The sequence below is a fragment of the Mycolicibacillus koreensis genome, assembly GCF_002104795.1.
Classification (GTDB): Bacteria; Actinomycetota; Actinomycetes; order Mycobacteriales; family Mycobacteriaceae; genus Mycobacterium; species Mycobacterium koreense.
Map to the genome: position 1 here is coordinate 16,790 of NZ_NCXO01000020.1, position 20,688 is coordinate 37,477.

At 70.9% G+C, this 20,688-nt stretch carries 7 protein-coding genes and 1 riboswitch; of the genes, 3 read left to right on the forward strand and 4 right to left on the reverse strand.

What is annotated here, in order from left to right:
* Positions 1-44 precede the first annotated feature (44 nt).
* Genes B8W67_RS10430 through B8W67_RS10440 form a run of 3 tightly spaced genes read left to right on the forward strand, consistent with a single transcriptional unit; the run spans position 45 to position 9,869 of the window.
* On the forward strand, positions 45-3,281 hold the full coding sequence (locus B8W67_RS10430) for an arabinosyltransferase domain-containing protein (RefSeq protein ID WP_085303899.1): 3,237 nt from the start codon (positions 45-47) through the stop codon (positions 3,279-3,281).
* 52 nt (positions 3,282-3,333) lie between these two features.
* Positions 3,334-6,639, forward strand: coding sequence for an arabinosyltransferase domain-containing protein (locus B8W67_RS10435; protein ID WP_197747565.1), 3,306 nt, complete (start codon positions 3,334-3,336; stop codon positions 6,637-6,639).
* On the forward strand, positions 6,636-9,869 hold the full coding sequence (locus tag B8W67_RS10440; protein WP_085303900.1) for an arabinosyltransferase domain-containing protein: 3,234 nt from the start codon (positions 6,636-6,638) through the stop codon (positions 9,867-9,869). The genes B8W67_RS10435 and B8W67_RS10440 overlap by 4 nt, the downstream gene beginning before the upstream one ends.
* 30 nt (positions 9,870-9,899) lie before the next feature.
* On the opposite strand, the gene B8W67_RS10445 is transcribed toward B8W67_RS10440, so the two are convergent.
* From B8W67_RS10445 to pks13, 4 genes are all read right to left on the reverse strand, one after another.
* Entirely contained in the window at positions 9,900-11,474 is a 1,575-nt protein-coding gene (locus tag B8W67_RS10445; protein WP_085303901.1) for an MFS transporter, read from the reverse strand.
* 361 nt (positions 11,475-11,835) lie between these two features.
* Complete coding sequence (gene thiC, locus B8W67_RS10450; RefSeq protein ID WP_085303917.1) at positions 11,836-13,488, reverse strand: phosphomethylpyrimidine synthase ThiC; 1,653 nt, start codon at positions 13,486-13,488, stop codon at positions 11,836-11,838.
* Positions 13,479-13,589: riboswitch (TPP riboswitch) on the reverse strand. It overlaps the preceding gene by 10 nt.
* A 99-nt stretch (positions 13,590-13,688) precedes the next feature.
* Positions 13,689-15,260 (reverse strand): acyl-CoA carboxylase subunit beta, encoded by a 1,572-nt coding sequence (locus B8W67_RS10455; RefSeq protein WP_069393039.1) that lies wholly within the window; start codon positions 15,258-15,260, stop codon positions 13,689-13,691.
* Positions 15,257-20,674, reverse strand: a complete 5,418-nt coding sequence (gene pks13 / locus B8W67_RS10460) for a polyketide synthase Pks13 (protein ID WP_085303902.1) — start codon at positions 20,672-20,674, stop codon at positions 15,257-15,259. Before pks13 ends, B8W67_RS10455 begins: the two co-directional genes overlap by 4 nt.
* Positions 20,675-20,688 lie beyond the last annotated feature (14 nt).

Genomic DNA, 20,688 nt, shown 5'->3' on the forward strand with positions numbered 1-20,688 from the left:
GGCCCTGCGACCACGGCCACCGTCGCCAATTACCATCTAAGCCCGTGGCTGACCTGCGCGAAAACTCCCGGATCGCCCGGCTGGTGGCCGTGGTCGCCGGCTTGCTCGGCGCCGCGCTGTCGTTGGCCGTGCCGTTCCTGCCGGTCACCCAGACCACCGCGCAGCTCACCTGGCCGCAAAACGACGTGTTCGCCAGCGTCGACGCCCCGCTGATCGGCTACGTCGCCACCGACATGGAGATCACCATCCCGTGTCGGGCGGCGGCCGGCCTGACCGGCGCCGACACCGGGCGCACCGTGCTGCTGTCGACGGTGCCCAAACAGGCCCCGAAGGCCGTCGACCGGGGCCTGCTCATCGAACGCGCCAACGACGACCTGGTGGTGGTGGTGCGCAACACCCCGGTGGTGGTCGCCCCGCTGGATCAGGTGCTCAGCCCGGCCTGCCAGAAGCTGGTGTTCACCGCGCACGCCGACAAGGTGACCGGCGAGTTCCTCGGGCTCACCGAGGGCCCGGGCGCCAAGGATCCCGGGGCACGGCTGCGCGGGGAGCGCAGCGGCTATGACTTCCGCCCGCAGATCGTCGGGGTCTTCACCGACCTGGACGGTCCCGCCCCCGCCGACCTGCGGTTCTCGGCGACCATCGACACCCGCTACTCCAGCGCACCCACCCCGCTGAAGCTGACCGTGATGATCCTCGGGGTGCTGCTGACCGTGATCGCGCTGGTGGCGCTGCACCGCCTCGACGCCACCGACGGCATGCGGCACCGCCGGTTTCTGCCGCCCCGCTGGTGGTCGCTGTCCGGACTGGACGCGCTGGTGGCGGCGGTGCTGGTGTGGTGGCATTTCGTCGGCGCCAACACCTCCGACGACGGCTACATCCTCACCATGGCCCGGGTCTCCGAACACGCCGGCTACATGGCCAACTACTACCGCTGGTTCGGCACCCCGGAGGCCCCGTTCGGCTGGTACTACGACCTGCTCGCCGCCTGGGCGCACGTCTCCACCGCGTCGATCTGGATGCGGCTGCCCACCCTGGTGATGGCGCTGGCCTGCTGGTGGGTGATCAGCCGGGAGGTGCTGCCGCGACTCGGCCACGCGGTGAAGACCAGCCGCGCGGCCGCCTGGACCGCCGCGGGCATGTTCCTGGTGTTCTGGCTGCCGCTGAACAACGGGCTGCGCCCCGAACCGATCATCGCCCTGGGCATCCTGCTGACCTGGTGCTCGGTGGAGCGCGCGGTGGCCACCAGCCGGCTGCTGCCGGTGGCGGTCGCCTGCATCATCGGCGCGCTGACGCTGTTCTCCGGGCCGACCGGGGTGGCCTCGATCGGGGCGCTGCTGGTGGCGATCGGGCCGCTGTTGACGATCCTGCACCGCCGGTCGGCCCGCTTCGGGCTGCCGGCGCTGCTGGCCCCGATCCTGGCCGCGGCGACGGTCCCGGCGATCCTGATCTTCCGCGACCAGACGTTCGTCGGTGAACTGCAGGCCAGCGCGTTGAAGTCCGCGGTCGGTCCGAGCCTGAGCTGGTTCGACGAGCACATCCGCTACGAGCGGCTGTTCATGGCCAGCCCGGACGGCTCGATCGCGCGGCGGTTCGCGGTGCTCGCACTGCTGCTGGCGTTGGCGGTCACGATCGCGATGTCGCTGCGCAAGGGCCGGATCCCGGGCACCGCCGCCGGGCCGAGCCGCCGCATCGTCGGGATCACGATCATCTCGTTCATCGCGATGATGTCGACCCCCACCAAATGGACCCACCACTTCGGGGTGTTCGCCGGGCTGGCCGGCTCGCTCGGCGCGCTCGCCGCGGTCGCGGTCAGCGCGGCGGTGCTGCGCTCGCGGCGCAACCGCACCGTCTTCGCCGCGGTGGTGCTGTTCATCACCGCGCTGGCGTTCGCCAGCGTCAACGGCTGGTGGTACGTCTCCAACTTCGGGGTGCCGTGGTCCAACGAGTTCCCGGCCTGGCATTTCGCGTTCGCGACGTTTTTGATCGGGCTGACCGCGCTGGTGGCGCTGCTGGCGGCCTGGTTCCACTTCGTCGGCCACGACGAGGCCCCGCCGCCCGGGCCGGGCCGGCGACGCCCCGGCCCGCGGGTGGCCCGACTGTTGCGCTCCCCGTTGGCGATCGCGGCCTGGGCGCTGGTGGTCTTCGAGGTGGTGTCGCTGACCGCGGCGATGATCGGCCAGTACCCGGCGTGGACGGTGGGCCGCTCCAACCTGGAGGCACTGACCGGCAAGACCTGTGGGCTGGCCGACGACGTGCTCGTCGAACAGGATCCCAACCGCGGGATGTTGACCCCCGCCGACGGGGTGGACCCGGCCACCGCGCTGGGCGCCGGACTGTCCAGCGGATTCCGCCCCAACGGCATCCCCGCCGACGTCTCCGCCGACCCGGTGATGGAACCGCCCAGCGGCGGCAACGACCTCGACGCGACGAACGGCGCCACCGCCAGCACCAACAGCGACACCGAGGGCGGCACCACCGCCCGCCCGGGGATCAACGGCTCGCGCGCCAAGCTGCCGTTCGACCTCGACCCGGCCACCACCCCGGTGCTGGGCAGCTGGCGCGCCGGGGTGCAGATGCCGGCCCGGCTGCGCTCGGCGTGGTACGAGCTGCCGCCGCGTGACCAGGCCGGACCGGTGCTGGCGGTGTCTGCCGCCGGCCGATTCGAGGCCCACGAGATCACCGTGGAATGGGCCGGCCCGCACGACCCCGCGGACTCCCCGGACGACCCCGCCGACGGGTCGGTCGAGTTGGCCGACGTCGGCGCCGAGCCGGCCTGGCGCAACCTGCGGGTGCCGCTGTCGGCGATCCCCGCCGAGGCCACCCGCATCCGGCTGGTCGCCTCCGACGACGACCTGGCCCCCCAGCACTGGATCGCGCTCACCCCGCCCCGCATCCCGCACCTGCGCGCTCTGCAACAGGTGGTCGGCTCCGACGATCCGGTGCTGCTGGACTGGCTGGTGGGCCTGGCGTTCCCGTGCCAGCGGCCGTTCGGCCACCGCAACGGCGTCATCGAGGTTCCCCGGTGGCGGATCATGCCCGACCGGTTCGGCACCGAGGCCAACTCGCCGGTGATGGACAACATCGGCGGCGGCCCGCTGGGCATCAGCGAGCTGCTGTTCAAGGCGTCGACGGTGCCCAGTTACCTCAAGGACGACTGGTTCCGGGACTGGGGCGCGCTGCAGAAACTGACCCCCTACTACCCCGACGCCACACCCGCGCATCTCGACGTGGGCCGCACCACCCGCAGCGGATGGTGGAATCCGGCGCCCCTGCGGCACTGATTGCGGCTGGCCGCCCACCACCCGCCCGGTCCGTCCCCTACGATCAACCCTCGTGCCCCTCGACGATCCCTCCGACGACGCTGCGCGGTCGCGTTACCGGATCGCCCGCCTGATCGCCGTGGTCGCCGGGGTCGCCGGGATCCTGCTGTGCGCGCTGGTTCCGCTGCTGCCGGTGCACCAGCGCACCGCGACCATCGCCTGGCCGCAGGCGCCGACCGCCGACGGGCACGTCGGCGAGATCACCGCGCCACTGGTCTCCGGCGCGCCCCGCAGCCTCGACATCACGATCCCGTGCCCCGTGATGGCCACGCTGCCCGCCGCCGGTGGGCTGGTGCTCTCCACGGTGCCCGCCGGCGGGGTCGATGCCACCAAGAGCGGGCTGTTCGTGCAGGCCAACCGCAGCGCGGTCGTCGTCGCGTTCCGCGACTCGGTGGCCGCGGTCGCGGAACGCGACGCGATCGCCGGACCGGACTGCCGGCAGCTGCACATCTGGGCCGACGCCGGCGGCGTCAGCACGGAGTTCGTCGGCATCCCCGCCACCACCCGGGTGCTGCCCGCCGACAAGAAACCTCTCGTCGCCGGGGTCTTCACCGACCTGACGGTGCCGGCGCAGCCGGGGCTGTCGGCGCGCATCGACGTCGACACCCGGTTCATCGTCTCGCCCACCGCGATCAAGACCGCCGGCATCGCCGCCGGGATCCTGTGCGTGCTGGCCGCCCTGGTGGCGCTGGCGGTGCTCGACCGGCGCAGCGGGCTCCGCGTGCCGCGTCGGCAGCGCCGCGGGGTGTGGCACGGCGGGCCGGTCACCTGGCTCACCGACATCGGGGTGATCGGCACCCTGGGGCTCTGGCATGTGATCGGCGCGATCTCCTCCGACGACGGCTACAACCAGACCATCGCCCGGGTCTCCGACCAGGCCGGTTACCTGGCCAACTACTACCGCTACTTCGGGGCCGCGGAGGCGCCGTTCGACTGGTATCCGGCGCTGCTGGCGCAGCTGAGTTCGGTGAGCACCGCCGGGGTGTGGCTGCGCGCGCCCGCCACCCTGGCCGGGATCGCCTGCTGGGTGCTGGTGAGCCGGCGGATGCTGCACCGGCTCGGACCGGCCCGCGGGGGGCTGGCCGCCAACCGGGTCGCGGTGCTCACCGCCGGGGTGGTGTTCTTGGCGGCGTGGCTGCCGTTCAACAACGGGCTGCGCCCCGAACCGCTGATCGCGTTCGGCACGGTCGCCACCTGGCTTCTGGTGGAGACCGCGATCGCCACCCGCCGCCTCACACCGGCCGCGGTGGCGCTGATCGTGGCGGCGCTGACCGCCACGCTCGCCCCGCAGGGCCTCATCGCGGTGGCCGCACTGCTGACCGGGGCGCGCGGCATCGTCGGGCACATCCGCCGGCGCCGCGGCACCGACGGGCTGGCCGCCCCGGTGGCGGCGCTGGCTGCCGCCGCGGCGCTCATCGTCGTGGTGGTCTTCCGCAACCAGACGCTGGCCACCGTCGCCGAGTCGGCGCGGATCAAATACGAGGTCGGCCCGACCATCTCCTGGTATCAGGAGTTCCTGCGCTACTACTTCCTCACCGTGGAGACCGTGGACGGGTCGATGACCCGACGCTTCGCGGTGCTGATCATGTTCCTGTGCCTGTTCGGGATGCTCGCGGTGCTGCTGCGCCGCGGCCGGCTGCCGGGGCTGGCCAGCGGACCGGTGTGGCGGCTTCTGGGCACCACCGCGATCGGGTTGCTGCTGTTGACGTTCACCCCCACCAAGTGGGCGGTGCAGTTCGGGGCGTTCGCCGGGCTGGCCGGTGCGCTCGGCGCGGTCACCGCGTTCACGTTCGCGCGGGTCGGGCTGCATTCGCGCCGCAACCTGTCGCTGTACGTCACCGCGCTGCTGTTCCTGCTGGCGTGGGCCACCTCGGGGATCAACGGCTGGTTCTACGTCGGCAACTACGGGGTGCCGTGGTTCGACAAGCAGCCGGTGCTGGCCAGCCACCCGGTCACCACGATGTTTTTGGTGCTGGCGATCCTCACCGGGCTGCTGGCCACCTGGCAGCACTTCCGGTTGGACTTCGCCGGGCACACCCAGGTGGCCAACACCCGCCGCAACCGGGTGCTGGCGTCGACCCCGCTGCTGGTGGTCGCCTCGATCATGGTGGTGCTGCAGGTCGCCTCGATGGCCAAGGGTTTCGCGGCGCGCTACCCGACCTACACCACCGCCAAGGCCAACCTGGCCGCGCTCACCTCCGGGCTGGCCGCCGACAGTTGCGCGATGGCCGACGCCGTGCTCGCCGAGCCGGACACCAACGCCGGGCTGCTCGCGGTGGAACCCGGCCAGCGGTTCGGCCCCGACGGCCCGCTCGGCGGACTGGACCCGGTCGGGTTCACCCCCGACGGCGTCGGCGACGACCTGTCCAGCGAGCCGGTGATCTCCAAGCCGGGGGTGGTCAACTCCGACGCCTCCCCCAATAAGCCCGGATCGTCGGTGAGCGACTCCGCCGGCACCGCCGGCGGCTGGCTGCCGCCGGACGCCCCGGCCGGGATCAACGGCTCCCGGGTGGCGCTGCCGTTCGGCCTGGACCCGGCGACCACGCCGGTGATGGGCAGCTACGGGGAGAACACCGTCAAGGCCGAGGCCACGTCGGCCTGGTACGCGCTGCCCGAGCGCAGCGCCGACCGGCCGCTGGTGACCGTCGCCGCGGCCGGCGCGATCTGGTCCTACGACGAGGACGGCACGTTCACCTACGGCCAGTCGCTGAAACTGGAGTGGGGCGCACGCCGTCCCGACGGCGAACCGGCGGCGCTGGGCCAGGTGCAGCCCATCGACATCGGGCCCGCCCCGGCCTGGCGTAACCTGCGGTTCCCGCTGGCCTGGGCACCGCCGGAGGCCGACGTGGTGCGCATCGTCGCCGACGACCCGAACCTCAGCTCCGACCAGTGGTTCGCGTTCACCCCGCCGCGGGTGCCGGTGCTGGAGACCGTCGGGCAGTTGATCGGCCCGGCGACCCCGGTGCTGGCCGACATCGCGACCGCCGCGAACTTCCCGTGCCAGCGGCCGTTCACCGAACACCTCGGGGTGGCGGAGCTGCCCGAGTACCGCATCCTGCCCGACCACAAGCAGACCGCGTCGTCGTCGAACCTGTGGCAGGCCCCCGAGGATGGCGGGCCGTTCCTGTTCACCCAGGCGCTGCTGTACACCACGACCGTGCCGACCTATCTGCGCGACGACTGGTACCGCGACTGGGGATCGCTGGAGCGCTACCACCGGCTGGTGCCGGCGTCGCAGGCCCCTGAAGCCGCCATCGAGGAAGGTGTGACCACCGTGCCCGGCTGGAGCCGCCCCGGACCGATTCGAGCCCTGCCGTGACCACCACCGCGCCCGCCGACCAGCCGCTGTCGCGGGAGATCCGCTGGACCCGCTGGACCGCGATCGTCGCCGGGCTCATCGGGTTTCTGCTGTCGGTGGCCACCCCGCTGCTGCCGGTGGTGCAGACCACCGCCACCCTGGACTGGCCGCAGCACGGCCAGCTCGGCAATGTCACCGCCCCGCTGATCTCGCAGGTGCCGGTGACCCTGCAGGTGTCCATCCCGTGCGAGACCGTCGAGGCGCTGCCCGCCAGCGGCGGGCTGCTGCTGGGCACCGCCCCGGCCGACGGCAAGCAGGCCGCGCTCAACGCGATGCTGGTGACCGTCTCCGCCAAGCGGGTCGACGTGATCGTGCGCAACGTGGTGGTGGCCAGCGTGCCGCGCACCGCGCTGGCCGGCACCGCCGGGACACCGGGGTGTTCACGCATCGACATCACCTCCAGTGAGGCCGGCACCTACGCCACCTTCGTCGGGGTGACCGACCCGAAAACCGGCCGGGAGTGGCACACCGGGTTCACCGATCCGAACCTGCGCCCGCAGATCGTCGGGGTGTTCACCGACCTGACCGGCCCCGCCCCGGCCGGCCTGGAGTTCTCCGCCACCATCGACACCCGGTTCACCACCAAGCCGACCGCGATGAAGCTCACCGCGATCCTGGTGGCGATCACCGCCACGGTGGTGGCCCTGCTGGCGCTGTGGCGCCTCGACCGGCTCGACGGGCGCCGGATGCGCCGGCTCATCCCCACCCGGTGGCGCACGCTGGGCGTCGTCGACGGCGTCGTCGTCGCCGGGTTCGCGCTCTGGCATGTCCTCGGCGCCAACTCCTCCGACGACGGCTACATCCTGGGCATGGCCCGTGTCGCCGGGCACGCCGGGTACATGAGCAACTACTTCCGGTGGTTCGGCAGCCCCGAGGACCCGTTCGGCTGGTACTACAACCTGCTGGCCTGGATGACCCACGTCAGCGACGCCAGCATCTTCATCCGGCTGCCCGACCTCATCGCCGCGCTGGTGTGCTGGCTGCTGCTCAGCCGGGAGGTGCTGCCGCGGCTGGGCCCGGCCGTGGCCACCAGCCGCCCGGCCCTGTGGGCGGCGGCGATGGTGCTGATGGCCGCCTGGTTCCCGTTCAACAACGGGTTGCGCCCCGAGCCGATCATCGCGGTCGGCTCCCTGATCACCTATGTGCTCATCGAACGGGCGGTCACCTCCGGGCGGCTCACCCCCGCGGCGCTGGCGATCATCGCCGCGGCGTTCACCCTCGGCATCCAGCCGACCGGCCTGATCGCGGTGGCCGCGCTGGTGGCCGGCGGTCGTCCGCTGCTGCGGATCCTGGTGCGCCGCCACCGCCAGGTCGGGACCTGGCCGCTGGTGATGCCCCTGCTGGCCGCCGGGTTCGTGATCCTGACGGTGGTGTTCTTCGACCAGACGTTGTCGACGGTGCTGGAGGCCACCCGGGTTCGCAGCGCGATCGGCCCCAGCCAGGCCTGGTACACCGAGAACCTGCGCTACTACTACCTGATCCTGCCGACCGTCGACGGGTCGCTGTCGCGGCGGTTCGGGTTCTTGATCACCGCGCTGTGCCTGTTCACCGCGATGTTCCTCATGCTGCGGCGCGGGCGGGTTCCCGGGGTGGCGCGCGGGCCTGCGTGGCGACTGATGGGCGTCATCTTCGGCACGATGTTCTTCCTGATGTTCACCCCCACCAAGTGGGTGCACCACTTCGGCCTGTTCGCCGCGGTGGGTGCGGCGATGGCGGCACTGGCCACGGTGTTGGTCTCGCGGTCAGTGCTGCGCTCCGCGCGCAACCGGATGGCGTTTCTGGCCGCCCTGCTGTTCGTGCTGGCGCTGTGTTTCGCCACCACCAACGGATGGTGGTACGTCTCCAGCTACGGGGTGCCGTTCAACAACGCGATGCCGCGCATCGGCGGGCTGAGTGTCAGCGCGATGATCTTCGCGCTGTTCGTCGCGGCCGCGCTGTGGGCGGCATGGCTGCATTTCGCCCCCCGCGATCGCGGCCAAGACCGGATCACCACTGCGCTGACCGCCGCACCGATCCCGGTGACCGCCGGGTTCATGGTGGTGGTGTTCTTCGCGTCGATGGCCATCGGGGTGGTGCGCCAATACCCCACGTACTCCAACGGGTGGGCGAACCTGCGGGCCTTCACCGGCGGCTGCGGGCTGGCCGACTACGTGCTCGTCGAACCGGACGCCAACGACGGGTTCCTGCATCCGCTGCCCGACGGCGCCGGCGCTTGGGGGCCCCTCGGTGCGCTTGCCGGTGTCGACCCGGTCGGGTTCAGCGCCGATGGGGTTCCCGAACACATTGTGGCCGAAGCGATCCGCATGACCTTGCCGCAGCCGGGCACCGACTACGACTGGGATGCCCCCACCGAACTGAAGACCCCCGGGGTCAACGGGTCGACGATTCCGCTGCCCTACGACCTCGACCCGGCGCGCGTCCCGCTCGCCGGCAGCTTCGCCCACGGCCCCCAGCAGCAGAGCACCCTGACCTCGGCGTGGTACGCACTCGAGCCCGCAGACGCCGGTGAGCATCCGCTGGTGGTGGTGACCGCCGCGGGCACCATCGCCGGGTACAGCGTGCTCAACGCCCACACCAGCGGGCAGACCGTCGAATTGGAGTACGCCACCGTCGGTCCCGACGGGGCGCCGGTGCCGGCCGGGCGTGTGCAGCCCTACGATCTGGGTCCGGCGCCCTCCTGGCGCAACCTGCGGTTCCCGCGCGCCGCGATCCCGGCCGACGCGGTGGCGGTGCGCATCGTCGCCGAGGACCTGTCGTTGACCCCGGGAGACTGGGTGGCGGTGACCCCGCCGCGCGTTCCGCAGCTGCGCACCCTGCAGGACTATGTCGGCTCCACCACGCCGGTGCTGATGGACTGGGCGGTCGGGATGGCGTTCCCCTGCCAGCAGCCCATGCTGCACGCCAACGGCGTCACCGAGGTTCCGCAGTACCGGATCACCCCGGACTACACCGCCAAGAAACAGGACACCGACACCTGGGAGGACGGCCTCAACGGCGGGCTGCTGGGCATCAGCGACCTGCTGCTGCGCGCCCACGTGATGGCCACGTATCTCTCCGACGACTGGGGCCGCGACTGGGGCTCGCTGCGCAAGTTCGACAGCATCGTCGACGCGGTTCCCGCCGACATCGAACTGGGCACGACCACCCACAGCGGGCTGTACAAGTCCGGGCGGATCCGGATCGGGCCGTAGCGGCGACGCGGCGGCGCGCCGCGGATCGGCTCAGCGGCGTGGCGCGCGGCGCGGCCCCACCCGCATCGGTTTGGCTTTCGCCGGGATCGGCTCGTCGGACCAGTAGGCCGCGAGATCCAGCGTCGGCTCCGGTGCCGACACCGGCCCGGCCATCACCAGGGTGGGCATGTCCATCGGGATCGGGATGGTCGGGAACACGGTGGTCGGCGCGGGCAGCACGAGCGGTCGGGTCTCCAACGACTCCAGCAGTTCGCGCTCCAGATCGCTGGCCACACCGGGGATGTCGGTGCCGCGCAGCGAGCATCCGGCGGTCTCGGGCAGGAACCGCAGCGCCGCCAAGCCGATCAGCGCGGCGAGCATCAGGTAGGCGGCCGGGAAGAGTTGCCAGCCGGTGGTCTCGATGACGGTGTCGGCCACGATCGGCGCGGTGCCGCCGAACAAGGTGACCGCGGCGTTGTAGGAGATCGCGAACCCCGCGTAGCGCACCTGGGTGGGAAACATCGCCGGGAAGGTGGCCGCGACGGTGGCCAGCGGTGCGGCGAACAGCACGCACAGCACGGTGAAGCCGACGAGCGCACCACCGAACCCGTGACCCATCAGCCAATACATCGGTAGGGCGAGCATCACCAGACTCAGCAGCGAGAATCGCCATAACGGCTTGCGCCCCACCCGGTCTGACCACAGGCCCGCCAGCGGGATGCACGCCATCATCGCCAACTCCCCCACCAGCACGACCGTGGTCCGGCTGCGCTCCCCGAGCCCCAGGGTCGCCTGCAGGTAGGTCGGCTGATAGGTGACCAGGGTGTAGTCGATGAGGTTCAGCGCCACCACGAGAGCGAACATCACCATGATCGGGCGGGTGTAGTTGGCGATGAGGTCTTTGAGCCGCCCCCACGCCGAACCGGTGATCGCCTCGACCGCCATGCACTCCTTGAACACCGGGGTTTCGTCCATGTTGACGCGCAACACCAGGCCGATGGTCCCCAACGGCAGCGCCAACAGGAACGGGACCCGCCATCCCCAGTCGGCCATCTGCGCAGGCGTCAGCAGCGCCTCCAGGACCAGAACCACCGCGCTGCCGGCGACGAACCCGGCCACCGCGCCGGACTCCAGGAAGCTGCCGTAGCGGCCGCGCTGGTGGTCCGGGGCGTATTCGGCCATGAACGTCGCCGCACCGCCGTACTCGCCGCCGGTGGAGAAGCCCTGCACCACACGCAAACCGATCAGCAGCGCCGGGGCCCACCACCCGATCGAGGCGTGGGTGGGCAGCACCCCGATCAAGGTGGTGGCCACCGCGATCAGCAGGATCGTGGCCATCAGCACGGCCTTGCGGCCGAAGCGGTCCCCGATCGGCCCCCACACCATGCCGCCGAGGGGGCGCAGCACGAACGACACCGCGAACCCGGCCATGGTGCCGATGTTGCCCAGGGTGCCGGGAAAGAACGCCTGGGTCAGATAGGTGGCGACCACCGCGTAGACGCCGTAGTCGTACCACTCGGTGGCGTTGCCGATCGCAGCCGCCAGGATCGCCTTGCGCAGCATCCGTTTCTGCTCGGCCGCCTGCGGCGCCGGGCGGGATTCCCGCGTGATCGTCCGGGGGGTCATCGGGTGCCACCACCGCCCACGGCTACCTCCCCTTCACACGCCCCTTCACACCGCCGGAGACCCTGCAGGCGATCGATACGGCGCAGGCGTGCGGTGACGCCAGGCCGGTGGGAGCCTCGACGGCGAGCCCGTCACGGGATCGCCCCAAAACACGATAATTCCTCTGAAACGGATGTTGCCGGTGTTGCCAAAGTGTTACGAGACACTTATCAACCCGAGATCGTGTCGATACCAACCGAATTCGTCGGAAATTGCCCGTGAACTGCGCCGATGGTGAATTACACCGATGACAGTCCCAACGGCGCCCGGTAACGAGTCGGCGACGAAACGTCATCGGTGCACGACGGACTCGCCGCACCGCTTACTGCGTGAGCGGCAGATACACCCTCGAGCCGCGTGCGGTGAACTCCGCCGACTTGGCGGCCATGCCGTCGGCGATCGCGGCGTCGATCTGCTCCTCGGTCTCCAAACCGTGCTCGGCGGCGTAGTCGCGCACATCCTGGGTGATGCGCATCGAACAGAACTTCGGTCCGCACATCGAGCAGAAGTGGGCGGCTTTGGCGGGCTCGGCCGGCAACGTCTCGTCGTGGTATTCGCGGGCGGTCTCCGGGTCCAGCGACAGCGCGAACTGGTCGTGCCAGCGAAACTCGAAGCGCGCCTTCGACAACGCGTCGTCACGTTTCTGCGCGTGCGGGTGGCCCTTGGCCAGATCGGCGGCGTGCGCGGCGATCTTGTAGGCGATGACCCCGGCTTTGACGTCGGCCCGGTTGGGCAGCCCCAGGTGCTCCTTGGGGGTGACGTAGCACAGCATCGCGGTGCCCGCCTCGGCGATGTTCGCCGCGCCGATCGCCGAGGTGATGTGGTCGTACGCCGGGGCGATGTCGGTGGTCAGCGGCCCCAGGGTGTAGAACGGCGCCTCCTCGCACCACTGCTGTTCGATGCGGACGTTCTCGGCGATCTTGTGCATCGGCACGTGACCGGGGCCTTCGATCATCACCTGCACGCCATGGGATTTCGCGACCTTGGTGAGCTCACCGAGGGTGCGCAGCTCGGCGAACTGCGCGGCGTCGTTGGCGTCGGCGATACACCCCGGACGCAGGCCGTCGCCGAGAGAGAACGTGATGTCGTATCGCGCGAGGATCTCGCAGAGCTCGGCGAAATGGGTGTAGAGGAACGACTCCCGGTGATACGCCAGGCACCAGGCGGCCATGATCGCACCGCCCCGGCTGACGATTCCGGTCACCCGTTTGGCGGTGAGCGGGATGTAGCGCAGCAACACCCCGGCGTGCACGGTCATGTAGTCCACGCCCTGCTCGGCCTGCTCGATCACCGTGTCGCGGTAGATCTCCCAGGTCAGCTTCGCCGGGTCCCCGTCGACCTTCTCCAGAGCCTGGTAGATCGGCACGGTGCCGACCGGCACCGGGGAGTTGCGCAGGATCCATTCCCGGGTCTCGTGGATGTCCTTGCCGGTGGACAGGTCCATGATGGTGTCCGCGCCCCAGCGGGTCGCCCACACCATCTTGTCGACCTCTTCGCCGATCGAGGAGGTGACCGCGGAGTTGCCGATGTTGGCGTTGACCTTCACCGCGAACGCCTTGCCGATGATCATCGGCTCGGATTCGGGGTGGTTGTGGTTGGCCGGGATGACCGCCCGCCCGCGCGCCACCTCGTCACGCACCAGCTCGGCGGAAACACCTTCGCGCACAGCGATGTAGGCCATCTCCGCGGAGATCTCCCCGGCGCGGGCGCGCTGCAGCTGGGTGCCGCGGTCGCGCACCACACCCGGGCGCGCCGGCAGGCCCGCCTGCAGGTCGATCACCGCGTCGTCGTCGGTGTAGGGCCCGGAGGTGTCGTAGAGGTCGAGGTGCTCCCCGGTGCTCAGGTGGACCCGGCGAAACGGCACCTGCAGGCCCGCCGCCACGTCGGCGCCCGCCACGGGCCGGTAGTGCTTGCTGCTGTAGGGGATCGGGCCGGTGGTGACGGCCGGTTTCCCGGACACGGATGCATCAGACATGTGCTTCTCCCTACGCCGGCATTACCCGGACAGGTTCAGACGGTCGACGGCACTAGCCGTCCTCTCAGCGCCCTCGAGCGGGCGCTCCCGTGCTATGTGTGGTTGTGCGATGTGTGGTTGTGTGGCCCGGCCTCGAATGCGCCGGACTGGGTCCACCGTAGCCCACACTGTCAACCCCGCCGCCCCCGCGGCGCGGGTCGCTACATCGGCAACAGACCGTGTTTGCGCTGCACCTTCGGCCCGTTCTGCTTGTCGCGCAACAGCCGCAGCGATTTGCGCAGCAGCAGCCGGGTCTCGTGCGGCTGGATCACCCCGTCGATGTAGCCGCGCTCGGCGGCGGTCCACGGGATCGCCATGTTCTCGTTGTAGCCGGCGATGAAGTCCGCCTTGATCTTCTGCACCTCGGGCGCGGTCGGGTCGGGGAACCGCTTCACCAACAGCTGGGCGGCACCGTCGGCGCCGATCACCGCGATGCGCGCGGTCGGCCACGCGAAGTTCAGGTCGGCGGAGAGCTGCTTGGAGCCCATCACCGCGTACCCGCCGCCGTAGGCCTTCCGGATGATGATCGTCACCTTGGGGACGTCGGCCTCCACGATCGCGTTGAAGAACCGGCCGCCGCGTTTGATGATCCCGTTCTGCTCCTCGGACACGCCGGGCATCGCGCCGGGGGTGTCGACCACGAACACCAGCGGCAGGTTGTAGGAGTCGCAGAACCGGATGAAGCTGGCCGCCTTGTCCGAGGCGTCGGTGTCGACCGCACCGGACATGAACATCGGCTGGTTGGCGATCACCCCGACCGGGCGTCCGTCGACCCGGGCGAACGCGGTGATCATCGCCGGGCCGCGCTGTTCGGAGATCTCGAAGACGTCGCCGTCGTCGAAGATGCGCAGCAGGATCTCGTGCATGTCGTAGGCGGTGTTGTCCGAATCCGGCACGATCGAGTCGAGCTCCAAATCGTGCGGGGTGATCTCCGGCTCCAGGCCGGGGTTGACGATCGGCGGGTCGTCGAAGTGGTTGGCGGGCAGGAACGACAGGTAGTCGCGCACGTACTGGAACGCCTCCGCCTCGTCGGCGACCACCTTGTGGATGTTGCCGCGCTGCGCCTGCACGTCGGCGCCGCCGAGCTCATCGAAGGTGACGTCCTCGCCGGTGACGTCCTTGATCACGTCGGGGCCGGTGATGAACATGTAGCCCTGATCGCGGACCGCGACCAGAAGGTCGGTCTGGATCGGCGAATACACCGCGCCCCCGGCGCATTTGCCCAAGATGATGGAGATCTCCGGCACCAGCCCGCGCAGCATCTCGTGGCGCCGGCCCAGTTCGGCGTACCAGGCCAGCGACGTCACCGCGTCCTGGATGCGCGCCCCGGCGGAGTCGTTGATGCCGATGATCGGGCAGCCGACCATGGCCACCCACTCCATCAGCTTGGCCACCTTGCGGCCGAACATCTCCCCGACCGAGCCCTGGAACACCGTCTGATCGTGGGAGAACACCCCGACCGGCCGGCCGTTGATGCGCCCGTGCCCGGTGACCACCCCGTCGCCGTAGAGGGCGTTCGGGTCACCGGGGGTCTTGGCCAGGGCGCCGATCTCGAGGAAGCTGCCCGGGTCCAGCAGCGCGTGGATCCGCTCCCGCGCGCTGGGGATCCCCTTCTTCGCCCGTTTGGCGACGGCCTTCTCCCCGCCCGGCTCGGCGGCCTCCGCCAGCTTCTCGTGCAGCTCGGCTAAGAGCTCGGCGGTGGTTTTACGCTCCGGCTGCGCGGGTGTGCTCATTTGCCCTCATTCTCGGCGTCGATGCGGTTGATGGCCTCGCTCATGTGCGCACCCACCTTAGCGATGTAGGGCTCGTCGATGGCCTGGATGTGCTCACCGCCGATGTGGACGATCTCCAGGTCGTCGATGTACTCGCCCCAGCCGCCGTCGGGTTTGCGGGTGGCGTAGGCGGGCTCGAACACGATGGCGTCGTCGTGGTAGCGGTCGGCCATGTACAGCGTGACGGGCCCGTCGTAGGGCCGGATCTCGATGGTGTCCAGCGCCCGGTTGTCCAGGTACGACGTGCGCTGGTGCTCGATGATGCCGCCGGGGATCTGCACCCCGCTCTGGGCGATCACGTCGAGGACGAAACGGACCTGGCCTTCGTCGTCGAGCTTCTCCAGTTCCTCGTACGGGATCTCGGGGATCTCGACGTTGAAGGTGCGCTCGGCGAACTTCGCGTAGCGGTCCCAGCGGGCGCGCATCCCCTCCTTGGACTGGTCGATCGGCTCGCCGGGCAACACCAGGTCGATCAGGCCGACGTAGCGCACGTCGGCACCGGACTGCTTCAGCCCGATCGCACAGGCGTAGGCCAGCGCCCCGCCGAGGGACCAGCCGGCCAGCATGAACGGACCGTCGTGCATCTCGAGCAGTTTCGGCACGTACTCCGCGGCGCGTTCCTCGATGGAGCCCTCCACCCGCTCGAAGCCGTAGATCGGGGTGTCGGCGGGCAGGCGCTTCATCAGCGGCTCGTAGACCACGGTTGAGCCGCCGGCCGGGTGGAACACGAACAGCGGCACACTCTTCGAGCCCTCTTTGGGTGCTCGCAGGGTGCGGACGAATCCGTCGACCACCCCGTCCTCGAGTTGGTCGCGCACGACGGTCGCCAGCGCCTCGATGGTGGCCGCGGACTTCACGTCGTCGACCGAGATCACGCCCTCGGCGCGCTCGGAGAGCCGCGTCGCCATCTTCTCGGCGGCCGCGTCGTCGAGGGCGGGCAGGTCGTTGAAGATCCCGCCCGGGGATTTGCCGGTGACGATCGCCCATGTCGCGAACGTGACCCGTTCGGCGGCGTCACGCGGCGGCACGTCGGCGCCGAGCGCCTCGGTCACCGCCTCGGAGGTGAGCACCTTCGCCGCCGCGGCGGCAGCGGTCGCCGTGCTCACCGGCGATTCGGCGGCCGCTCCGGCGGGGGCGGTCGCCGCGGGTCCGGCCGGGCCGGACGGGTCGGTCGGGGGCGGCGGCACCGCCTGACCGGACGGGCCCGCCGGGCCGGAGGGGTCAGTCGGCGGCGGCGGCACCGCCTCGGCGGGCTCGGCGGGCTCGGCGGGCTCGGCGGCGGGTTCGGCGGCCTCGGCGCTGCCGTCCTCGGCGGCCTTGGCGGCGGCGATCATCGCGGCCTGCTCGGCGGCGATCTCCTCCGGCGTCATGGTCTTCTGATGCTCATGGAGCGCCTGCACCTCGTCGCGGTGCTCCACGGCGTAGCGGATCATCTCCTCGACGTTGTAGAGGTTGGCATCGCGCACCGCGGTCAGCTGGATCGGCGGCATGTCGAAGTCGTACTCGACGCGGTTTTTGATCCGCACCGCCATCAGCGAGTCCAGGCCCAGCTCGATCAGCGGCACCTCCCACGGCAGGTCCTCGGGCTCGTAGCCCATCGCCCCGCCGACGATCGCGCCGAGCCGGTCGGCGACGGTCTCCCCGGAGTCCGGCGACCACTTGGCGAACCCGGCGGCCAGCCCGGCCCCGGCGGTCAGGTTGTCGGACAGGATCGCCGCCTCCTCGGCGGGCTCCGGTTCGGCCGCGGCCACCGTGGGTGCGCCGCCGGTGGCGGTGCCCACCCCGACCGCCGCCGGCAGCACCGCCGCCGCGTCGGTGTCTCCGCGGGCGACCAGGGCGTCGTAGACCAGGGTGAACGACTCGTCGATGCGGGCGTGCACCTGCACCGCCGCGCCGCCGGGGTGCCGGGTCAGCGTGGTGACCAGGCGCGCACCCCCGCCGGGCACCGCCCGCTGCTCGGCGGCGAGGACGCGGGCCCCGGGCAGCACCGCGGTGGCCGCCGCGCTCACCAGCGCGGACAGCTCCTCGACGCCGACCTCGGCGGCGCGCGGCGCGTACTCGAAGACGTGCCGGCCGTCGGGCAGCGCCACGTGCGAGCCGGGCATGATGCCCGAGGCGTCGGCGGTGAAGTGCGCGTCGAGCCAGTGCTGTTTGCGCTTGAACTTCGTCGGCGGGATGTTGGCGTAGTCGGCCAGCGACTGCGCCCGGGGGAACAGGGTGCGGATGTCCAGGTCGTGGCCGTAGACGTAGAGCTGGGCCATCGCGGTGGTCATCGAGTCGACCTCGTCGTTCTTGCGCGCGAGGGTCGCGATCAGCTGCGCGTCGGGCAGCCCGGCGTCGGCGGTGGTCAGCCCCACCTGCATCAGCGCCACCGGGTTGGGGGCCAGCTCCAGGAACGTGGTGTGGCCGTTGTCGACGGCGTTGCGCACCCCCTGGGTGAAGTACACCGAGTGGCGCAGCCCCTTCTTCCAGTACTCCACGTCGTGGAACGCCTGCCCGGCGCGCACGAAGGTGCCCTCGTGCACCGTCGAGTAGTAGCCGATCGCGGTGGGCTGCGGTTCGATGCCGGCCAGCTCCGCGGTGAACTCGCCGAGCAGCGGGTCCATCTGGGAGGTGTGGCTGGCGCCCTTGGTCTGGAATTTGCGGGCGAAGCGGCCTTCGGCCTCGGCGCGGGCGATGATCGCCTCGACCTGTTCGGGGGGCCCGCCGATGACGGTCTGGCCGGGGGCGGCGTAGACGCAGACCTCCAGGTCGGGGAAGTCGGCGAAGACCTCCCGGATCTCCTCGGCGGAGTACTCCACCAGCGCCATCAGCCGGATGTACTCGCCGAACAGCATCTTCTCGCCCTCGCCCATCAGCCGGGCGCGCGGGCAGATGATCCGGGTGGCGTCGGCCAGCGACAGCCCGCCGGCGAAGTAGGCCGCCGACGGCTCGCCGAGGGACTGGCCGATCACCGCCGCCGGCGACGCCCCGTGGGCGCGCAGCAGCTCCCCGAGCGCGATCTGGATCGCGTAGATCACCAGCTGCACGGCCTCGATCGGGTAGTCGACGGTGTCGTCGGTGTAGTCCACCGCGTCGTCGAGGATCATCTCCAGGATCGACACCCCGCGCTCGTCCTGGATGAGCGCATCGACGGTGTCGATCCATTCGGCGAAGATCGGATCCCGCAGGTAGAGCTCTTTGCCCATCTTGCGGTGCTGGGCGCCGAACCCGGCGAACACCCACACCGGCCCGTTGGTGACCGGGCCGTCGGCGCTGAACACCGTCGGTTTGGATTTGCCCTCGGCGACCGCGCGCAGCCCGGCGATGGCCTCGTCGTGGTCGCGGGCGAGCACCACCGCCCGCGAGCGGCCGTGGCTGCGTCGCGACAGCGAGCGGCCGATCGACTCCAGCGACGACGCGCGGCCCTCCGCGCTGTCGATCCAGTCGGCCAGCTCGGCGGCGGCGGCCTTCTTGCGCGAGGTCAAAAACGCCGACACCGCCAGCGGGATCAGCGGTTTGGTGGGGTTGTCGGCCTCCCGGGCGGCCAACTGCGCCAGCGCGGCCTCCTTGAGCCGCAGCGCCTCCTCGGTCAGCCCGGGCAGCTCGACCTCGTCCTCGGCGAGCGCGCCCGCACCCCCGTCGGCCGCGGGGGCCGGCTCGTGGATGAACTCGCCGTACTCGTCGAAGCGGACCCCGCCGACGTGCTCGGGGGTCTCGGTTTCTGCCGTCCCGGCGACCGGGGCCGGGGCCGGTTCGGGGTCGCGGTCGATGACGTCGCGGGGCAGCACCTCGCGCACCACCAGGTGCGCGTTGGCCCCGCCGAAGCCGAACCCGGACACCCCGGCCACCGCGTAGCCGCCGTAGCGCGGCCAGTCGGTGACGGTGTCGGCGACCTTCAGGTGCAGCGCGTCGAAGTCGATGTAGGGGTTGGGCCCGGCGTAGTTGATCGACGGCGGGATCTTGTCGTGGTGCAGCGCCAGGACGATCTTGGCCAGGCTGGCCGCGCCGGCCGCCGACTCCAGGTGCCCGATGTTGGATTTGATCGCGCCCAGCAGCGCCGGACGGTCGTCGGGGCGGCCGCGCCCGACCACCCGGCCCAGCCCGTCGGCCTCGATCGGGTCGCCGAGGATGGTGCCGGTGCCGTGCGCCTCGATGTAGTCGACGGTGCGCGGGTCGATGCCGGCGTCCTTGTAGGCCCGGCGCAGCACCTTGGCCTGCGCCTCGGCGTTGGGGGCCAACAGCCCGTTGGAGCGCCCGTCGTGGTTGACCGCCGAGCCGGCGATCACCGCCAGGATCTGGTCGCCGTCGCGGCGCGCGTCGTCGACGCGTTTGAGCACCAGCATGCCCCCGCCCTCGGAGCGGGCGTAGCCGTCGGCGTCGGAGGAGAACGACTTGATCCGGCCGTCGGCGGCCAGCACCCCGCCGACCTCGTCGAACCCGACCGTGATCAGCGGGGTGATCAGCGCGTTGACCCCGCCGGCGACCACCACGTCGGCGTCGCCGTTACGCAGCGCGCGCACCCCCTCGTGCACGGCGACCATCGAGGAGGAGCAGGCGGTGTCGATCGCCATCGACGGGCCGTGGAAGTCGTAGAAGTAGGAGACCCGGTTGGCGATGATCGAGTGGGCGTTGCCGGTGATCGCGTACGGGTGGGCGATGCTCGGGTCCGACATCGCCAGGAAGCTGTAGTCGTAGTTCGACGCGCCGATGTAGACCCCGACGCTCTCGCCGCGCAGGCTGGACGCCGGGATGCGGGCGTGCTCGAGGGCCTCCCAGGTCAACTCGAGGGCCATCCGCTGCTGCGGGTCGATGTTGTCGGCTTCCATCTTCGACAGCGCGAAGAACTCCGAGTCGAAGCCCTTGATGTCGGCGAGGTAGCCGCCGCGGGTGCGGGCGGTCTCGACCCGCTCGGCGATGCGCGGCTCGTCGAGGAACTCCGACCAGCGGCCCTCCGGCAGATCGGTGATGCCGTCGCGGCCCTCCAGCAGGGCGGCCCACGTCTCGGTGGGATCGCTCATGTCGCCGGGGAACCGGGTGGACAGGCCCACCACGGCGATGTCGGCGACGTCGGCCTCCCGTGACCAGTCCACCCCGTCGTCGGCGTCGGGCAGCTCCGGCTCCCCCTCGATGATCCGGGTGGCGAGCGCCTCGATCGTCGGGTGCTGGAACGCGACCGTCGCCGACAGGGTCACCCCGGTGAGGTCCTCGATGTCGGAGGCCATCGCCACCGCGTCGCGCGACGACAGCCCCAGCTCCACCATCGGGGTGGTCTCGCTGATCGTGTCGGGGGACTGCCCGGTGGCGTTGGCCACCCAGTTGCGCATCCAGGTGCGCATCTCGGCGACGGTCAGGTTGCGGTCCGGTGCCGGTGAATCCGGTTGGGCGTCAGTCATGTTCAGGCCTCACC